This is a genomic window from Streptomyces sp. NPDC012888 (assembly GCF_042900645.1).
Lineage (GTDB): Bacteria > Actinomycetota > Actinomycetes > Streptomycetales > Streptomycetaceae > Streptomyces.
On sequence record NZ_JBIBBM010000014.1, the window covers coordinates 204,459 to 221,938 of the forward strand.

General features: G+C 77.2%; 17 protein-coding genes. 16 read left to right on the plus strand and 1 reads right to left on the minus strand.

Features of this window, described 5'->3' with window-relative positions; translation table 11 throughout:
* The first annotated feature begins 17 nt into the window (after window positions 1-17).
* From ACFY61_RS24070 to ACFY61_RS24140, 15 genes are all read left to right on the plus strand, one after another.
* The gene (locus ACFY61_RS24070) at window positions 18-1,022 is read left to right on the plus strand and encodes a TIGR03557 family F420-dependent LLM class oxidoreductase (protein WP_389474911.1); all 1,005 of its coding nucleotides are present in this window, start codon (window positions 18-20) and stop codon (window positions 1,020-1,022) included.
* 89 nt (window positions 1,023-1,111) lie between these two features.
* The gene (locus tag ACFY61_RS24075; protein ID WP_389474913.1) at window positions 1,112-1,351 is read left to right on the plus strand and encodes a DUF6480 family protein; all 240 of its coding nucleotides are present in this window, start codon (window positions 1,112-1,114) and stop codon (window positions 1,349-1,351) included.
* Window positions 1,352-1,379: 28 nt separating this feature from the next.
* Entirely contained in the window at window positions 1,380-1,955 is a 576-nt protein-coding gene (locus ACFY61_RS24080) for a DUF5709 domain-containing protein (RefSeq protein ID WP_389474915.1), read from the plus strand.
* Window positions 1,956-2,082: 127 nt separating this feature from the next.
* Window positions 2,083-2,829, plus strand: coding sequence for an SDR family oxidoreductase (locus tag ACFY61_RS24085; protein WP_389474917.1), 747 nt, complete (start codon window positions 2,083-2,085; stop codon window positions 2,827-2,829).
* Between the two features lie 14 nt (window positions 2,830-2,843).
* The gene (locus tag ACFY61_RS24090; protein WP_389474919.1) at window positions 2,844-3,653 is read left to right on the plus strand and encodes an SDR family oxidoreductase; all 810 of its coding nucleotides are present in this window, start codon (window positions 2,844-2,846) and stop codon (window positions 3,651-3,653) included.
* A 219-nt stretch (window positions 3,654-3,872) separates the two neighbouring features.
* Entirely contained in the window at window positions 3,873-4,835 is a 963-nt protein-coding gene (locus ACFY61_RS24095; RefSeq protein WP_389474921.1) for a UDP-glucuronic acid decarboxylase family protein, read from the plus strand.
* A gap of 32 nt (window positions 4,836-4,867) precedes the next feature.
* On the plus strand, window positions 4,868-6,553 hold the full coding sequence (locus tag ACFY61_RS24100) for a carbamoyltransferase (protein WP_389474923.1): 1,686 nt from the start codon (window positions 4,868-4,870) through the stop codon (window positions 6,551-6,553).
* Window positions 6,550-7,659 (plus strand): glycosyltransferase, encoded by a 1,110-nt coding sequence (locus tag ACFY61_RS24105; RefSeq protein WP_389474925.1) that lies wholly within the window; start codon window positions 6,550-6,552, stop codon window positions 7,657-7,659. The genes ACFY61_RS24100 and ACFY61_RS24105 overlap by 4 nt, the downstream gene beginning before the upstream one ends.
* Window positions 7,656-8,318: a D-glycero-alpha-D-manno-heptose-1,7-bisphosphate 7-phosphatase gene (locus tag ACFY61_RS24110; RefSeq protein WP_389474927.1), complete on the plus strand. Its 663-nt coding sequence runs from the start codon at window positions 7,656-7,658 to the stop codon at window positions 8,316-8,318. The genes ACFY61_RS24105 and ACFY61_RS24110 overlap by 4 nt, the downstream gene beginning before the upstream one ends.
* A complete protein-coding gene (locus ACFY61_RS24115) occupies window positions 8,315-9,454 on the plus strand; it encodes a glycosyltransferase family 9 protein (protein ID WP_389474929.1) in 1,140 nt (379 codons plus the stop codon). Before ACFY61_RS24110 ends, ACFY61_RS24115 begins: the two co-directional genes overlap by 4 nt.
* Window positions 9,451-10,416 carry a glycosyltransferase gene (locus ACFY61_RS24120; RefSeq protein ID WP_389474931.1) on the plus strand — a complete coding sequence of 322 codons (966 nt, stop codon included), beginning with the start codon at window positions 9,451-9,453 and terminating at the stop codon, window positions 10,414-10,416. The genes ACFY61_RS24115 and ACFY61_RS24120 overlap by 4 nt, the downstream gene beginning before the upstream one ends.
* Before the next feature lie 23 nt (window positions 10,417-10,439).
* Window positions 10,440-11,699: a glycosyltransferase gene (locus ACFY61_RS24125; RefSeq protein WP_389474933.1), complete on the plus strand. Its 1,260-nt coding sequence runs from the start codon at window positions 10,440-10,442 to the stop codon at window positions 11,697-11,699.
* A gap of 111 nt (window positions 11,700-11,810) precedes the next feature.
* A complete protein-coding gene (locus tag ACFY61_RS24130) occupies window positions 11,811-12,500 on the plus strand; it encodes an SIS domain-containing protein (protein ID WP_389474934.1) in 690 nt (229 codons plus the stop codon).
* Window positions 12,497-13,879, plus strand: coding sequence for a D-glycero-beta-D-manno-heptose 1-phosphate adenylyltransferase (rfaE2, locus tag ACFY61_RS24135; protein ID WP_389474936.1), 1,383 nt, complete (start codon window positions 12,497-12,499; stop codon window positions 13,877-13,879). The genes ACFY61_RS24130 and rfaE2 overlap by 4 nt, the downstream gene beginning before the upstream one ends.
* On the plus strand, window positions 13,876-14,877 hold the full coding sequence (locus ACFY61_RS24140; protein ID WP_389474938.1) for a glycosyltransferase family 9 protein: 1,002 nt from the start codon (window positions 13,876-13,878) through the stop codon (window positions 14,875-14,877). Before rfaE2 ends, ACFY61_RS24140 begins: the two co-directional genes overlap by 4 nt.
* 59 nt (window positions 14,878-14,936) lie before the next feature.
* Here ACFY61_RS24140 and ACFY61_RS24145 read toward each other — a convergent pair whose 3' ends face one another.
* Window positions 14,937-16,205, minus strand: coding sequence for an MFS transporter (locus ACFY61_RS24145; RefSeq protein ID WP_389474955.1), 1,269 nt, complete (start codon window positions 16,203-16,205; stop codon window positions 14,937-14,939).
* Between the two features lie 456 nt (window positions 16,206-16,661).
* Here ACFY61_RS24145 and ACFY61_RS24150 point away from each other — a divergent pair.
* A partial coding sequence (locus ACFY61_RS24150; RefSeq protein ID WP_389474940.1) for a short-chain dehydrogenase/reductase occupies window positions 16,662-17,480 on the plus strand: 819 nt, incomplete at its 3' end.

Consider the following 17,480-nt stretch of genomic DNA (forward strand, 5'->3'; position numbering starts at 1 on the left):
AGGAAGGAAAACCCGCCATGACAGCCAGCTCCACCAGTGCCACCAGCGCCACCGGCGCCACCAGCCCCGCCTACGGCTACTTCCTCTCCTGCGAGGAGTTCACCCCGGCCCAGCTGCTCGACCAGGCCCGCCGGGCCGCCGACGCCGGCTTCACCCGGCTGGCCATCTCCGACCACTTCCACCCGTGGATCGGCGCCCAGGGCAACAGCCCGTTCGTGTGGTCGGTGATCGGAGCCCTCTCCCAGGTCACGGACCTGCCGGTGACCACCCTGGTGACCTGCCCGACCGTACGGCTGCACCCGGCCGTCACCGCCCAGGCCGCGGCCACCTCCAGCGTCATGCTCGACGGCCGCTTCGCCCTCGGCGTCGGCACGGGCGAGGCGCTGAACGAGCACGTCCTCGGTGACCGGTGGCCCGCCTTCGACGAGCGGATGGAGATGCTGGAGGAAGCGGTCGGCGTCATGCGGGAGCTGTTCACCGGCCGCGAGGTCAGCCATCGCGGCCGCCACTACACCGTCCAGAACGCCCGCCTCTACACCGCTCCGGACGCCGCACTCCCCGTCTACGTCTCCGCCTTCGGCCCGAAGGCCGCCGCGGCGGCCGGCCGGTTCGGCGACGGCCTCGTGGCGATGGGACCGGACGAGGACGTGATCAGCGCCTTCCGCGAGGCGGGCGGCGTCGGCAAGCCCCTGCTCGGCGGCCTGAAGGTCTGCTGGGGGGAGGACCGCGACAAGGCCGTCGACACCATGCACCGGCTGTGGCCCAGCGAGCAGCTCCCCGGCGAACTCAACCAGATCCTGCCCTCCCCGGCCCATTTCGAACAGGCCGTCGAACTCGTCCGCCGCGAGCAGATCGAGGAATCGGTGCCCTGCGGCGACGACGTGGACGCCCACGTGGCCGCGCTCAGGGAGTACGCCGACGCCGGGTTCGACGAGGTCTACGTCGGCCAGGTCGGACCGGACCAGGAGGCCTTCTTCGCCGCCTACCGGGACCGGGTCCTGCCCGCCGCGACCGCCGCCTGAACCCGGCCGCCCTACCCCCACACCCATGGCCCGCGCCACTGATCCGCCGGAACAGGCATGGCCCGCCCCTGACGGGGGACCCGCCCGGTATGAACGGATACACACCGAGCAACCCCGACCCCGACCCCCGCACCACCCCCGGCCTGGAGGCCGGCGGCGGCGTACCCCCGGGAGAGACCCCGCCCGGGGAGTCGAGCACCGCGACCGGGGCCGGGCCCTACCGACCGCTGAAGAAGGGCTGGGGCAAGGGCCCCCTGATCGTCATCGTCGCCCTGGCCGTGGTGGTCGCCCTGTTCTTCCTCGTCTACGCCCTCCTGCTCGACCTGTGAGCGGGCACCCGGAAAGGAGGCGGCAGCCATGAGCGGGACCGAAGCCCACGGGGACGACGTCTACCAGCCCCAGGAGGAAGCGGAACGGGCCGAATCGCAGCCCGACATGCAGAACGCCCTGGGCGAACCGGACCTCGACCAGACCATGGACACCGGGTACTCCCCGCCCGACCGGCCCCTGGCGTCCACGCGCTTCGGCACCACCGCCGGCGAGCAGCACACCGGCGAGACCCTCGACCAGCGCCTCGCCCAGGAGGAACCCGAACCGGACCCCCGCGTCCCGCCCGGCGGCGAGGACGCGCCCGCCCCCGAGTCCCCGGCCGACACCGACCTCGAAGCGGCCGACCTGGGGGTCGCGGACCGCGACCCCGCCGGCCGCGAGGACTCCGAGGAGCAGGACGTCACCGGGGACCCCGCGGGCGACGCGCCCACGGCGGGCCGGGTGCGGGCGGGCCGGCTGGCCGCCGCCGACGAGGACGCGCCCTCCCGGCACATCTCCGTGCTCGCCCACGACACCGGCCTCAATGGGGGAGCGGCCTCCGCCGAGGAGGCCGCCGTCCACGTGATCGAGGAGGAACCGGGCGGAGGGACGGCCGGAGGCTGATCCGCCGCCTGGTGGCCTAACCCCGCGCGCCCGCCGCGCCCCGCCTGCCCACAGTGGGTCGTACGAGGGGCCGGCCGCCGCGGGAACCCGCCGCGCCGCGCCCCGCCGCACCGAGGAAGGGCACGGCATGAGCAGCGCGGTACAGGTGGACCTGACGGGCAAGCAGGCACTGGTCACGGGCGGCGCCCGCGGCCTGGGAGCCGCCATCGCACGGCGGCTCGCCGGCGCCGGGGCTTGTGTCCTGGTGGCCGACGTACGCAAGGACCTCGCGCAGCAGCTCTGCGCCGACCTCGTGGTGGCCGGTGGGCGGGCCCGGTTCGTGGAGATGGACGTGTGCGACCCCGACGCGGTCGCCACCGTCCTGCGGGACGCCGAGGAGGACGGCCGGTCGGTGGACATCCTCGTCAACAACGCCGCCGTCGACGTCTCGAAGTCGGTGGAGCACCTGACGGCGGAGGAGGTCACCCGGGTGGTGACCACCAACCTCCTCGGACCGATGTACCTGTGCCTGCAGGCCTACCGCCGCATGGTCGCGGCCGGCGGCGGCCACATCGTCAACATCCTGTCCACCGCCGCCAACCGCACCTGGACCGAGGCCGGCCCCTACGCGGCCAGCAAGTCGGGCCTGCGCGCCTTCACCCACACCCTCTTCAAGGAGGCCCAGCGGGACTGCACCGGCATCGGCGTCACCGGGATCATCGCCGGCGGCATGGAGACCGCCTTCATCCTCGACCGGTTCCCCGACGCGGACGTCACCCTGCTGCAGAGCCCCGACATCGTGGCCGACACCGTCATGTACGCGCTCTCCGTGCCCCCCGGCAGCGTGGTCGGCGAGCTGGTCGTCGTCCCCCGCCGGGAACCGTCCTGGCCCTGAGGGGACCCACCGCCATGATCAGCCCACTCGACTTCACCCCCACGACGGCGGTGGTCACCGGCTCCGACTCCGGCATCGGCCGCGCCGTCGCCGTCCGGCTGGCCGCCGCCGGCCTGGACGTCGGCATCACCTGGCACCGGGACGAGGAGGGCGCGAGGCGCACCGCCGACGAGGTCCGCGGCCTCGGACGGCGTGCCGCCGTGGCCCGCCTCGACCTCACCGACCTGCCGGCCGCCGCCGACACGATCGACCTGCTGGCCGGCGAACTCGGCCGCATCGACGTGCTCGTCAACAACGCCGGCACCGGCACCGCCACCCCCTTCCTCGACCTGGACCTGGCCACCGTCCGGCAGGTCCTCGACGTCGACCTCGTCGGCCCGCTGCTCTGCGGCCAGCGGGCCGCCCGCCGCATGATCGCGCAGGGCGGCGGCGGGCGCATCGTCAACATCACCTCCGTCCACGAGCACCAGCCGCGCGTCGGCGCCGGCCCGTACTGCGCCGCCAAGGGCGGACTCGGCCTGCTCACCCAGGTGATGGCGCTCGAACTCGCCGAACACGGCATCACCGTCAACAGCGTCGCCCCCGGCGAGATCGCCACCCCCATGACCGGCCAGGAGGACCTCGACGTCCGGACGCGGCCCCGCCCGGGCGTGCCCGCCGGCCGGCCGGGCGACGCCCGCGAGGTCGCCGCCGTCGTCGCCTTCCTGGCCGGCCCCGACGCCTCGTACGTCACCGGTGCCTCGTGGACGGTCGACGGCGGCATGCTGCGGATGGGCCCGATGGCCGGTTCACACCTGGACCACGACCGCTGGCGCAGGCCCTGACGGCGGATCCGCCGGGCGCCCCGCCCCTCACGCAGCGTGATTCACCGGAACGCACCATCCGCCGCGCCCCCCGCACCGGCGTGTCGCACGCTGGACCCGTTCCACGGATCCGGCCCCGCCGCGGCCCCGCCTCCCCGAGGAGGCGGCCCCGCAGGCGCACCCGGCGGCCGGACGTCCCGGAGCGGGCGCAGCCGCCCGCACCCATCCCGAGGAGACCCCATGGACAGCTCCACCCCGCGCCGCTGGGAGCACGCCGTCGTCACCGGAGGAGCCGGATTCGTCGGCTCGCACCTGTGCACCGCCCTGCTGGACGCCGGCACGGCCGTCACCTGCGTCGACGACCTCAGTACCGGCCGGGCCGAGAACATAGCGGCGCTCCTCGACCGCCCCGGCTTCACCTTCCGGCGCGCCAGCGTCACCGAGCCCTTCACCGTCGGCCGGCCCCCGGACCTGGTCCTGCACTTCGCGTCGCCCGCCTCGCCCGCCGACTACCTGCGGCTGCCCGTCCACACCCTGGAGACCGGCAGCCTCGGCACCCGCAACGCCCTCGCCCTGGCCCACCAGGCCGGTGCCCGCTTCGTCCTCGCCTCCACCTCCGAGGTGTACGGCGACCCGCAGGAGCACCCGCAGAGCGAGCGCTACTGGGGCAACGTCAACCCGGTCGGCCCGCGCAGCGTGTACGACGAGGCGAAGCGGTTCGGCGAGGCCCTGACCACCGCCGAGGCCGGCTTCCACGGCACCGACACCGCCATCGTCCGCCTGTTCAACACCTACGGGCCCCGCATGCGCGGCTACGACGGCCGCGCCGTCCCCACCTTCGTCCGCCAGGCGCTCGCCGGCGAACCCCTCACCGTCACCGGGGACGGCCTCCAGACCCGCTCCCTGTGCTACGTGGACGACACCGTCCGCGGCATCCTCGCGATGGCCGCCCACGGCATGCGCGGCCCGGTGAACATCGGCAACCCCGACGAGATCACCATGCTGGAACTGGCCCGCCGGATCATCGAACTCACCGGCTCCCGCTCCGAGATCCGCTACGTCGAACGTCCCACCGACGACCCCGCCGTCCGCTGCCCCGACATCACCCTCGCCCGGGACAAGCTCCAGTGGGAACCGCGGGTGCCCGCGGAGGAGGGGCTGCGCCGCACCATCGCCTGGTTCCGCGCCCACAGCGGGACCTGACCCCCCGACGCCCAGGCCGAAAGGGGCCACCCATGCGCATCCTCGGAATCAACGCCCTGTTCCACGATCCCGCCGCGGCACTCGTCGTCGACGGCCGCACCGTCGCCGCCGCCGAAGAGGAACGGTTCTCCCGCCGCAAGCACGGCAAACGTCCCGTCCCCTTCTCCGCCTGGGAACTGCCCGAACAGGCCGCCGCCTGGTGCCTGAAGCGAGCCGGCCTGCGCCCCCAGGACCTCGACGCCGTCGCCTACTCCTTCGACCCGTCCCTCGCCCGGCCCGCCCAGGACATGGGCCTCGACGACCCCTGGGACCACCTGCGCCTGACCTACGCCCGCGAGGCACCCGGCTTCCTCCGCACCGCCCTCCCCGGACTCGACCCGGCCCTCGTCCGCTTCGTACCGCACCACATGGCGCACGCCGCCTCCGCCGCGTTCGCCGCCGAGGGCGCCGCGGACTCCAGCGTCCTGGTCCTCGACGGCCGCGGCGAACGGGCCTCCCACCTCGCCGCCCGCCGCACCGGCAGCAGCCTGGAACCCCTGTACGCGCAGGACCTGCCCCACTCCCTGGGCCTGGTCTACGAGGAACTCACCGCCCACCTCGGATTCCTGCGCTCCTCCGACGAGTTCAAGGTGATGGCCCTCGCCTCCTACGGCAGGCCCCGGATGCTGCCGGAGCTCCGCCGGTACGTCCACCCCACCGGCGACGGCGGCTTCCGCGCCACCGGCGTCCCCTGGCACGAACTGTGCGCCCCGCGCGGCCCGGAGGAGCCGTGGACCCAGGACCACGCCGACGTCGCCGCCTCCGCCCAGGCGGTACTGGAGGAGACCCTCCTCGACCTGGTCCGCTGGCTGCACGGCCGCACCCACGACAGCGTCCTCACCCTCGCCGGGGGAGTGGCACTCAACTGCGTCGCCAACTCCCGCATCGCCAGGGAGGGCCCGTTCTCCCGGGTGTGGGTCCAGCCCGCCGCCGGCGACGCCGGCACCGCCCTCGGCGGAGCACTGCTCCTCGCCGCAGGCCAGGACCGGGAACCGGAACCCATGGAAGGCGCCGACCTCGGCCGGGACTGGACCGACGCCGAACTCGAAGCCATCCTCAAGACCGCCGCCGTCCCGTTCGAACGGCCCGCCGACATCGCCGCCACCGTCGCCCGCGCACTCGCCGACAACGCCGTCGTCGCCTGGTTCCAGGGTCGTTCGGAGTACGGGCCGCGCGCCCTCGGCCACCGCTCCCTGATGGCCCACCCCGGCCACGCCGGAAACCTGGAGCGCCTCAACGACGTCAAGGGCCGCGAGCAGTTCCGGCCGGTCGCGCCCATGGTGCTCGCCGACCGCGCCGCGGCCATCTTCGACGGCCCGCTCCCCAGCCCGTACATGCTCTTCGTCCACGACGTCGACCCCTCCTGGCGGGACCGGATCCCGGCCGTCGTGCACGTCGACGGCACGGCCCGCATCCAGACCGTGGACCCCGCCACCGAGCCGCTGGTCGCCCGCATGCTCACCGAGTTCGAGCGGCTCACCGGCCTCCCCGTCGTCGTCAACACCAGCCTCAACACCGCCGGCCGCCCCATGGTCGACGACCCGCGCGAGGCACTGGAATGCTTCGGCTCCTCCCCCGTGGACCTGCTCGCCATCGGCCCGTACGCCGTCCACCGCGGCGCCCTGTTCCGCCCGGGCTCCGGCGGCCCCGCCGGCGGCGACGCAGGGTGGCTGCGGTGAACCGCCCCGACCGGCCGCCGCCCGCCACCGACGCGGACCCGCCGGCCGTCCCCGACTACGCCGTGGTCGTCCCCACCCTCGGCCGGCCCAGCCTCCGCACCTGCCTGGAGGCGCTGGTCGCCACCCAGGGCCCCCTGCCGTCCCGGCTCGTACTCGTCGACGACCGCCCGCCGCACCACCCACAGGGCCGCCGCCGCGACCTCGGCGTACCGGAGGTCCTGCGCCCCGTCACCACGCTCGTCCCCGGCGGCGGCCGGGGCCCCGCCGCCGCCCGCAACGCCGGCTGGCGGGCGGCCGGACCGGTCCCCTGGGTCGTCTTCCTCGACGACGACGTGGTCCCCGGCCCCGCCTGGGCCCGCGAACTGGCCCGCGACCTGGACCGGGCCGGCCCCCGGACCGCCGCCGTCACCGCCCGGATCGCCGTACCGCTACCCACCGACCGGCGCCCCACCGACTGGGAGCGCAACACCGCCGGCCTCGCCACCGCCCGCTGGATCACCGCCGACATGGCCTACCGCCGCGAGGCGCTCGAAGCCGTCGGCGGCTTCGACGAACGCTTCCGGCGCGCCTTCAGGGAGGACGCCGACCTCGCGCTCCGCGCCCTCGACGCCGGCTGGGAGATCGCCGCCGGCGACCGCCGCACCAGCCACCCGGTCCGCCCCGCCGACCGCTGGGTCTCCCTGCGCGCCCAGGCCGGCAACGCCGACGACGTCCTGATGACCCGGCTGCACGGCCGCGACTGGTGGGACCGCGCCGCCGCCCCGCGCGGCCGGCTGCCCCGCCACCTGCTGGTGACCGGCGCCGCCCTCGCGGCCGCCGGCTGCGCCCTGCTCGGCCGTCCCCGGGCCGCCGCCCTGTGCGCCGCCGGCTGGCTGGCCGGCACCGCGGAGTTCGCCTGGGCCCGCGTGGCGCCGGGACCGCGCACGCGCGCCGAGATCGCCACCATGGCCGCCACCAGCCTGCTGATCCCGCCCGCCGCCAGCTGGCACTGGCTGCGCGGACTCTGGCTGCACCGCCGCGTCCGCCCGCCCGCCTCTCCGTACGGCACACCGCCCCCCGGGACGCCACGCGCGTGGAGCCCGGCCGGCGAACCGGTGCCGTCGTGAACGGCCGCCCCGCCCCGCGCCCCACGGCCGTGGACCCCGCACCCGTGCCCTGGGTCTTCGACGGGCCCGCCGCGCCCGGCCGCCCCGCCGCGCCCGGCCGCCCCGCCGCGCCCGGCCGCCCCGCCGGCCTGCCCGAGGCCGTCCTCTTCGACCGCGACGGCACGCTCATCGCCGACGTCCCCTACAACGGCGACCCCGAACGCGTGGCACCGCTGCCGACCGCCCGCGAGGCCGTCTCCGCGGTCCGCGCGCTGGGCATCCCCGTCGGCGTGGTCAGCAACCAGTCGGGCGTCGCCCGCGGACTGCTGACCCGCAGCCAGGTCGAGGCGGTCCGCGCCCGCGTGGAGGAGCTGTTCGGGCCGTTCGCCGTGTGGGCCGTGTGCCCGCACGGCGAACAGGACGGCTGCGGCTGCCGCAAGCCCGCCCCCGGCCTGGTCCACGCCGCCTGCCGCCGGCTCGGCGTACGGGCCGCCCGGACCGTAGTCATCGGCGACATCGCCGCCGACCTCGGTGCGGCACGGGCCGCCGGGGCCCGCGGCATCCTCGTGCCCAACCACCGGACCCGGCCGGAGGAGACGGCCGCGGCCCGCGAGTGCGCCCCCCACCTGCTGGCCGCCGTACGGCGCGCCCTCGCCGGCGTCCCGGGGGAGGCCCGGTGAACGCGCCGCGGACCCTGGTCGTCCGCCTCGACAGCGCCGGCGACGTCCTGCTGTCCGGGCCCGCCGTCCGGGCCGTCGCCGCCGGCTCCTCCTACACCACGCTGCTGTGCGGCCCGCAGGGCGCCCCGGCCGCCCGGCTGCTGCCCGGCGTGGACGAGGTCCTGGTGTACGACGCGCCGTGGGTCGGCCTGAACCCCGCCCCGGTGTCCCGCGAGGCCTGCCTCGGCCTCGTCGACACCCTCGCCCGCGGCCACTACCACCGGGCCCTGGTGCTCGTCTCCCACCACCAGAGCCCGTTGCCCGTCGCGCTGCTCCTCCGGCTCGCCGGAGTCGGCTGGACCGCCGCCGACAGCGAGGACTACCCCGGCTCCCTGCTCGACCTGCGGCACCAGCGCCGCCCCGGCCGGCACGAGGCCCAGGCCGCCCTGGACCTGGCCCGGGCCGCCGGCTACGAGCTGCCCGCGGGCGACCCCGGCGCCCTCGCCGTCCGCCCGCCGCCCGACACCACCCGCCTGACGGGCGACGGCCCGTACGTGGTGCTGCACCCCGGCGCCGCGGTGCCGTCACGCGCCTGGAGCCCCCGCCGGGCCGCCCGCGCCGCCGCCGAACTGGCCGCCGCCGGCTTCCGCGTGGTGGTGACCGGCGGCCCCGCCGAACGCGCCCTGACCGCCGAGGTCGCGGGCCGGCACGCCCTCGACCTGGGCGGCGCCACCGAGGACCTCCACCAGCTGGCCGGCGTCCTGGCCGGCGCGGACGTCGCGGTGGTCGGCAACACCGGCCCCGCCCACCTGGCCGCGGCCGTGGGCACCCCGGTGGCCTCCCTGTTCGCGCCCGTCGTGCCCGCCGAACGCTGGCGGCCCTACGGCGTCCCGCACGTCCTGCTCGGCGACGGCGGCGCACCCTGCGCCGACAGCCGGGCCCGCCGCTGCCCCGTCGCCGGCCACCCCTGCCTGGACGGCATCGGCGACGAACAGGTCCTGGCGGCGGTGTCCTCCCTCGGCGGCCGCAAGGACCCCCGGCACGTCCCCCGGCACGATCCCCGGCACGTCGCCCCGGACGTCCGCCGGGACACGGTGCCGGACCGGTCCCCACCCGCCCCCGCAGGTCACCCCGCAAAGGACGGAGCCGCCCCATGAACATCCTGCTCTGGCACGTGCACGGCTCGTGGACCACTGCCTTCGTGCAGGGCCCGCACACCTACCTGGTCCCGGTCACCCCCGACCGCGGCCCCGACGGCCTGGGCCGGGCCCGCACCTTCGACTGGCCCGCGTCGGTCCGCGAGGTCACCCCGGAGGAGCTCCGCGACACCCACGTCGACCTGGTCGTCCTCCAGCGGCCGCACGAGTGGGAGCTGGCCGGACGGTGGCTCGGCGGCCGCCGCCCCGGCCGCGACCTGCCCGCCGTGTACCTCGAGCACAACGCGCCGGACGGCGACGTCCCGCGGACCCGGCACCCCTGCGCCGACCGCCCCGGCACCACCCTCGTCCACGTCACCCACTTCAACCGGCTGTTCTGGGACAACGGCGCCGCCCGCACCGCCGTCATCGAGCACGGCGTCGTGGATCCCGGGCACCTCTACACCGGCAGGCTGCCCCGCGCCGCCGTCGTCGTCAACGAGCCGGTGCGGCGCGGTCGTCACACCGGCACCGACCTGCTGCCCGGCCTGGCGGGGGCCGCACCCCTGGACGTGTTCGGCATGGCCACCGAAGGGCTGGCCGGCCACCTCGGCCTGCCTCCCGACCGCTGCCGCACCGCCGACCTGCCGCAGCGCGAACTGCACGCGGCCATGGCCGAACGCCGGTTCTACCTCCACCCCGTGCGCTGGACCTCGCTCGGCCTGTCCCTGCTGGAGGCCATGCACCTCGGCATGCCCGTGGTCGCCCTCGCGACCACCGAGGCCGTGGAAGCCGTCCCCCCGGGCACCGGAACCCTGTCCACCCGCCCCGAGGTACTGGCCCGGGCCGCCCGCCACTACCTGGAGGAGCCGCAGGCCGCCGCCGAGGACGGCGCGCGCGCCCGGCAGGCGGCCCTCGAACGCTACGGGCTCAAACGCTTCCTGGCCGACTGGGAGCAGCTGATGACGGAGGTCGCCTCATGAGTCCCAGAAGTCCCATGAGTCCCATGAGTCCCTTCAGGACACCCGCCGGACCCCGCGGGCGCGCCGCGCGGCTGGCGATCGCCCTGGTCTCCGAACACGCCAGCCCCCTGGCCACCCTCGGAGGCGCGGACGCGGGCGGACAGAACGTCCACGTCGCGGCCCTGGCCGGGGCGCTCGCGGACCGCGGCCACCAGGTGACCGTCTACACCCGCAGGGACGCCGCCGACCTGCCCGTCGCCACGCGGCTGCGGGCCGGGGTGGAGGTGCACCACGTGCCGGCCGGTCCGCCCGAGCAGCTCCCCAAGGACGAACTCCTGCCGCACATGCCCGAGTTCGGGAGCTACCTGACGGCCGTCTGGCAGGCTGACGCGCCCGACCTGGTCCACTCCCACTTCTGGATGTCGGGCCTGGCCTCGCTGAAGGCCACCCGCGAACTACGGCTCCCGCTGGTCCACACCTACCACGCGCTGGGCACCGTCAAGCGCCGCCACCAGGGCCACGCGGACACCAGCCCGCCGGTGCGGATCGGCTGCGAACGCGAACTCGGCCTGCACTGCGACCGGGTGGTCGCCACCTGCCGCGACGAGGTCCACGAGCTCGCCCTCATGGGCATCCCGCCGGACCGCGTCGACGTCGTGCCCTGCGGCGTCGACCCCGACCGGTTCACCCCCACCGGGCCGACGGCGGCCCCCGGCCCCCACCCGCACCGGCTGCTCCAGCTGGGCCGCCTGGTACCCCGCAAGGGCGCCGCCGTGTCCATCCGCGCGCTCTCCCGGCTGCCCGGGGCCGAACTCCTCGTGGCCGGCGGCCCGCCGCCGGACCGCCTCGACACCGACCCCGAGGTGCGGCGGCTGCGCCGCGTCGCCGAGGAGGCCGGGGTGGCCGACCGGGTGCGCTTCACCGGAGGGCTGTCCGGCCCCGACGTCGCGGCCGCCCTGCGCAGCGCCGACGTCGTCCTGTGCCCGGCGGACTACGAGCCGTTCGGCATCGTGCCCCTGGAGGCCATGGCCTGCGGCCGGCCCGTCGTCGCCAGCGCGGTCGGCGGCCAGCTCGACACCGTCTCCGACCCGCTGACCGGACGGCTGGTGCCGCCCGGCGACCCGGAGGTGCTCGCCGCCACCGTGGCCGCGCTGCTGGCCGACCCGGCGCTGCGCGCCGCGTGCGGGGCCGCCGGCCGCAAGCGGGTCCTCACCCACTACGGCTGGGCGAACGTCGCCGCCGCCACCGAGGCCGTCTACCGCTCGGTGCTCGCCGCCCGGCCGGCCCCGGCCGGGGTGGTCTGACCCGCCGTACCGCCCGGCCCCGGCCGCCCGCCCGCGGCATCCGCCCCCACGCCCCCGAAGGAGGTACGGGCGACTCCCGCACCGCACCCGGTGCGCCCGCCCGCACGGCCCATGAGCGATCACCACGCACCCGAAAGCGCCCACGAGCACTGCCAGTCGCTCCAGGACGCCCTGGAGGCCCTGCGCCGCACCGGCCTCGGCCGGCTCTCCCGCTGGGGCCGCGACCTCGCCGCCGTGCTGCCCGCCGGCGGCCGGCTGCTCGCGGCCGGCAACGGCGGCAGCGCCGCCCAGGCCCAGCACCTCACCGCCGAACTCGTGGGCCGCTACCGGCAGGAGCGCCCCGCCTACTCGGCGATCGCCCTGCACGCGGAGACCTCCAGCGTCACCGCGATCGGCAACGACTACGGCTTCGACCACGTCTTCGCCCGCCAGGTCTCCGCCCACGGCCGCCCCGGCGACGTCCTCGTCCTCCTCTCCACCTCCGGCCGCAGCGCCAACCTGATCTCCGCCGCGGTCACCGCCCGGACCGCCGGACTGCGGGTGTGGGCCCTCACCGGCCCCGGCCCCAACCCGCTGGCCGAAGCAGCCGACGAGGCCCTGTGCATCGAGGCCCCGCGCACCGCCACCGTGCAGGAGGCCCACCTGGTCGCCGTCCACCTGCTCTGCGAGAGCTTCGACGAGGCCCTCGCCGCCACCCCGCACCCCGCGGCCACCGTCGCCCGGGCCCCCCGCGCCACCCGTACGCCCCGCGGCCCCGTCGGCGCACGCGCCGCCGCCGCGGCCCGCCGGAGGCCGGAATGACCGCCACCGGCCCCCTGGTCGTCGTCGGCGACACCCTCCTCGACCAGGACATCGAGGGCGAGGCCGGCCGGCTCGCCCCCGACGCCCCCGCCCCCGTGGTCGACGTCCACACCGACCGCTCCCGCCCCGGCGGCGCCGGCCTCACGGCCGCCCTCGCCGCCCGCGACGGCCGCGAGGTCGTCCTCGTCACCGCCCTCGGCCGGGACGAGGCCGCCGACACCGTACGCGGCGCCCTGCGCGACCGGGTCACCCTGGTCGAACTCCCCCTGGACGGCACCCTGCCGGTCAAGACCCGGGTCCTCGCCGGCCGCCGCCCCCTCGTCCGCATCGACCGGGGCGGGGGCAGCCCCGGCGCCCCCGGCGACGCGGTCCGCGCGGCCCTCGCCGGCGCCGGTGCCGTACTCGTCGCCGACTACGGCCGGCACACCGCCCTCGCCGTCCACGCCGAACTCGCCGCGTCCGCCCGCCGCGTCCCGCTCGTCTGGGACCCCCACCCCAAGGGCGACACCCCCGTCGCCGGCGCCCGCCTGGTGACCCCCAACGCGGCCGAGGCCCGCGCCCTGGTCCCCGGCACCGGCACCGCGCTCGCCGACGACGCCCGGCGCGGCCGCGTCCTGGCCGAACGCTGGCGGGCCGCCACCGTCGCCGTCACCCTCGGCGCCCGCGGCGCCCTGCTCACCCGGCCCGCCACGGCCACCCCCATGCTGCTCCCCGCCCCCTACCCGGCCGACGGGGACCCGTGCGGCGCCGGCGACTGCTTCGCCGCCGTCGCCGCAGCCGCGCTCGCCGACGGCGCCCTCCCCGAGGAAGCCGTGGAACGCGCGGTCGCCGAAGCGGCGGCCTTCGTGGCCGCGGGCGGGGCCGGCGGCACCGCGCTCTGGGACCCGGCCGCCGGACCGGCGGACCCCGGACGCCCGCCGTCCGACGCCTTCGCCCTGGCCCGCGAGGTACGGGCCCGCGGCGGCACGGTCGTCGCCACCGGCGGCTGCTTCGACCTGCTGCACGCCGGCCACGTCGGCCTGCTGGAGAGCGCCCGCCGGATCGGCGACTGCCTCATCGTGTGCGTCAACTCCGACGCCTCCCTGGCCCGGCGCAAGGGCCCCGGCCGGCCGCTGAACCCGCTCGCCGACCGGATCCGCGTGCTCGCCGCCCTGGGCAGCGTGGACGCCGTGGCCCCCTTCGAGGAGGACACCCCCGAAGCCCTGCTGGAGGAACTCCGCCCCGACATCTGGGTCAAGGGCGGCGACTACGCCGTCGAGGACCTCCCCGAGGCGGAGACCCTGCGCCGCTGGGGTGGCCAGGCCCTCGTCCTGCCCTACCTGCAGGGCCGCTCCACCACCGGCCTGGCCCGGCGGGCGGCCCGCTCCGCCACGCCGTGACCGGGGCCCGGCCGGCGTCCGCGCCGCCGCCCGCCGGCGTGCCGCGCGTCCTGGTGCTGCGCGCCCTCGGGCTGGGCGACCTGCTGGCCGCCGTACCGGCCCTGCGCGCCCTGCGGCGGGAACTGCCGGGCCACGAGCTGCTGCTGGCCGCCCCCGGCCGGCTGGCCGCCGTCGCCGCCGCCACCGGCCTCGTCGACCGGCTGCTGCCCACGCACGCCCCCGGCCGGGCCGTGCCCGTCCGGCTGCCGTGGACGGGGCCGCCGCCCGACCTGGCCGTGGACCTGCACGGCAACGGCCCCGCCAGTCACCTGCTGCTCCAGCGGCTGGGGCCGCGCCGCCTGTTCGCCTACCGCCACCGCGGCACACCGGAGGTCGACGGCCCGCCCTGGCGGGCCGACGAGCACGAACGGGACCGCTGGTGCCGCCTGCTCGGCTGGTACGGCATCCCCGCCCACCCCGGGGACCTCCGCATCCCGCCGCCCGCCACCGGCTCCCCGGCACCCGGCGCGACCGTGGTCCACCCGGGTGCCGACGCCGGTGCCCGCCGCTGGCCGGCGGAACGCTTCGCCGCCGTCGCCCGCGCCGCCCACCGGGCCGGGCACCGGGTGGTCGTGACGGCCGGCGCCGGCGAGGGGCCGCTGGCCCGGCGGGTCGCAGGGCGGGCCGGGCTGCCCCCGGGATCGGTGCTGGGCGGCGAGGCGGACGTACCGTTCCCGCTGCTGTGCGCTCTCGTCGCCGGGGCCCGCTGCGTGGTGGTCGGCGACACCGGCCTCGCCCACCTCGCCTCGGCCCTCGGCACCCCGTCCGTGGTGCTGTTCGGCCCCGTCGCACCCCGCCTGTGGGGGCCGCCGCCCGACCGCCGGCACGTCGCCCTGTGGCACCCGGGCCCCGGCGACGACCCGCTGCGGCCCGGGGACGCCCACGCGGACGCCCCCGACCCCCGTCTGCTGCGCATCACCGTCCCCGAGGTCCTCCACGCGATGGACGGCCTGCGATGACGCGCCGAGGGCCGGCCCGGTGCACACCGGGCCGGCCAAGGGACGCGGCGGAACGCCGCCTAGGCCGCGGTGCCCAGGCCCGGACGCACCGCCACGGCGGCCTTGTCCTCCCGGAGCAGCACCACGGGCGCCGGCCCGCGGCGGCCCCGCAGCAGCATGCCGGAGCCGAGGACCGCGGCCACGACCAGGCCGCCGAGCACCAGCGCGCCGCGCGCGCCGGCCAGTTCCATCAGCAGGCCCAGCGAGACGGGGGCCGCGAGGCCCCACACCGTACGGACGGTGCTCCAGACGCCGAGCACCCGTCCCCGCATGTGGGCCGGCGGGTCCGTCTGCAGCACGGTGGTGGTGGCGGTCTCCGAGACCGACTCCGCCACCGCCATCGGCAGCACGAGGACCAGCAGCACGGCCAGCGACGGCGAGAGGCCCGCGAACACCTGGAGCAGGGCCCCGCCCGCGGCCAGCACCCCGACCAGCCGGACCGTCGGCCGGCGCAGCCGGGCGCCCAGCACCGCGCCGACGATCCCGCCGACCGCGAGGACGGTGGAGACCGCGCCGAAGGAGGCAGCGTCGCCGGCCAGCGGGCCGGTGACCAGGACGACCAGGGTCAGGCCGTAGTTCCGGCCGAACAGGGCGCTGATGCCGCTGATCCCGGCGAGCGCGACGAGCCGCCGGCGCCGCCGGAAGAAGGCCAGCCCCTGCCGCATCCCGAGCTCCTCCGGGACGGCGGCCGGTGCCTCGGGGGCGGGCGGCGGTTCCGCCGCCCCGGCGGCCGGAGCCGCGGGCGCGGCCGGCTTCAGGAACGGGATGACGGCGGCGACGAACAGGAACGACAGCCCGTTCGCGGTGTAGGCCGCGGCGGTGCCGAGGAAGGCGACGGTCATGCCGCCGAGCGCGGCGCCCGCGAGCCGTCCGGCGTTGTGCACCAGCGAGCCGACACCGATGGCCGAGGGCACGTCCTCGGCCCGGACCAGGTCGTTGCCGAGCAGGGCGCAGGCCGGCCCGTCGACGGTGGCGATCAGACCGGTGACGGCCGCCAGCGCCATCAGCACGCCCAGGTCCAGCCGGTCCAGGGCGACGAGCACGGCCGTGGTGAACGCGACGGCGCCCAGCAGCGCCTGGCTCACCGCGGCGGTCAGCTTCCGGGGCCAGCGGTCGACGGCGGCACCGCCGGCCAGTCCCAGCAGCAGGCCGGGCGCGGCCTGGACCGACATGGACAGGCCGGTGGCGGCCGCCGAGCCGGTGATCTGCAGCACGAGGAGGTTCTGGACGGTGAGCTGCATCCAGGTGCCGACGTTGGAGACCAGGTTGGCGACGGACCACCAGCGCATGCTGCGGTAGCGCAGGGAGCGCCAGGGGGAGCGGTCGGCGGAGCGCGCGGGGGCCGGCGAGGGCGCGGTCGAGGTCGAGGGCGCGGCGGAGGAAGACGACACGGAGGAGGAAGTCACAGGGATACCCGGGAGAGCACACGGCGGAGGCGGCGGTTTGCGTTGGGGCGGCCGCTTCGGCCGGGCGGCGCACCGGAACGGGCGGTGCGCGGCGCAGTGGGGCGTCCCCGGCGAATCATCGTGGCAGACGATGCCCGCCCGGTGCTCGGGCCCACGCCCGCCGGACCCCGCCCCGACCGCCCCGGACCCCGCACCATCAGGGACGATGCACCCCCCGTGGGGTTGCTCACAGGAAGCGCCGCGGGCGGGCCGGAGGAGCCCGCCCCGGCCGGGCGGGTATGGGAACCGCCCCGGCGGGCAGGCGCGGCCCATGACGCGCAGCACACCTGCGGGGAGCCGGTGAAACGGCCCCGTCCCGGCCCGCTGGACGGCCGTACCGCCGTGGTCACCGGCGCCGCCCGCGGTCTCGGCGAGCAGCTCGCGTACGCCCTGGCCCGGCGGGGGGTGCGGGTGGCGGTGGTCGGCCTGGAGGAGGACCGGCTCGCCCGGCTCGCCGCCGCCCTGCCCGGCGGGGCGGCCTGGGCGGTCGACGTCACCGACCCGGAGGCCCTCGCCCGCACCGCCGAGGACGTGTCCCTGCGGCTGGGCCCGCCCTCCGTGGTCGTCGCCAACGCGGGGGTGTGCGCGGGAGGGCCGCTGGAACAGGAACCGCCGGAGACGTGGCGGCGCATCGTGGAGGTCAACCTGGTCGGCAGCGCGCTGACCGCCCGCTGCTTCCTGCCCGCCCTGGACCGCACCCGCGGCTACTTCCTCCAGGTGGCCTCGCTGGCCGCGCTGGCCCCCGCCCCGCTGCTCAGCGCGTACTGCGCCTCCAAGGCGGGCGTCGAGTCGTTCGCCCAGTGCCTGCGCGCCGAGGTCGCCCACCGGGGCGTCGGCGTCGGGGTGGCCTACGTCGGCTGGGTCGGAACCGACATGATCCGCGCCGCGGACCGGACCGAGGCCTTCCAGGAGCTCCGCTCCCGGATGCCCGGCCCGCTGGGCTCCGTGCAGGATCCGGCGCGGGTGGTGGACCGGCTGGTCCGGGGCATCGAACACCGGGCCGTCCACGTCGAATCGCCGCCCTGGCTGTGGGAGACGGGCAAGGACAGCCCGACGGGCCGGGAGATCTGGAAGCTGGGCATCTGCCCGTCGATGCTGGCCGACCCCGCCTCGCTGACG

Coding starts and splice junctions, on each gene's coding strand:
- ACFY61_RS24125 (WP_389474933.1), top strand. CDS start 10,440: ATGAGTCCCTTCAGGACACCCGCCGGACCCCGCGGGCGCGCCGCGCGG.
- ACFY61_RS24070 (WP_389474911.1), top strand. CDS start 18: ATGACAGCCAGCTCCACCAGTGCCACCAGCGCCACCGGCGCCACCAGC.
- rfaE2 (WP_389474936.1), top strand. CDS start 12,497: ATGACCGCCACCGGCCCCCTGGTCGTCGTCGGCGACACCCTCCTCGAC.
- ACFY61_RS24085 (WP_389474917.1), top strand. CDS start 2,083: ATGAGCAGCGCGGTACAGGTGGACCTGACGGGCAAGCAGGCACTGGTC.
- ACFY61_RS24080 (WP_389474915.1), top strand. CDS start 1,380: ATGAGCGGGACCGAAGCCCACGGGGACGACGTCTACCAGCCCCAGGAG.
- ACFY61_RS24130 (WP_389474934.1), top strand. CDS start 11,811: ATGAGCGATCACCACGCACCCGAAAGCGCCCACGAGCACTGCCAGTCG.
- ACFY61_RS24090 (WP_389474919.1), top strand. CDS start 2,844: ATGATCAGCCCACTCGACTTCACCCCCACGACGGCGGTGGTCACCGGC.
- ACFY61_RS24095 (WP_389474921.1), top strand. CDS start 3,873: ATGGACAGCTCCACCCCGCGCCGCTGGGAGCACGCCGTCGTCACCGGA.
- ACFY61_RS24120 (WP_389474931.1), top strand. CDS start 9,451: ATGAACATCCTGCTCTGGCACGTGCACGGCTCGTGGACCACTGCCTTC.
- ACFY61_RS24100 (WP_389474923.1), top strand. CDS start 4,868: ATGCGCATCCTCGGAATCAACGCCCTGTTCCACGATCCCGCCGCGGCA.
- ACFY61_RS24075 (WP_389474913.1), top strand. CDS start 1,112: ATGAACGGATACACACCGAGCAACCCCGACCCCGACCCCCGCACCACC.
- ACFY61_RS24145 (WP_389474955.1), bottom strand. CDS start 16,205: ATGCGCTGGTGGTCCGTCGCCAACCTGGTCTCCAACGTCGGCACCTGG.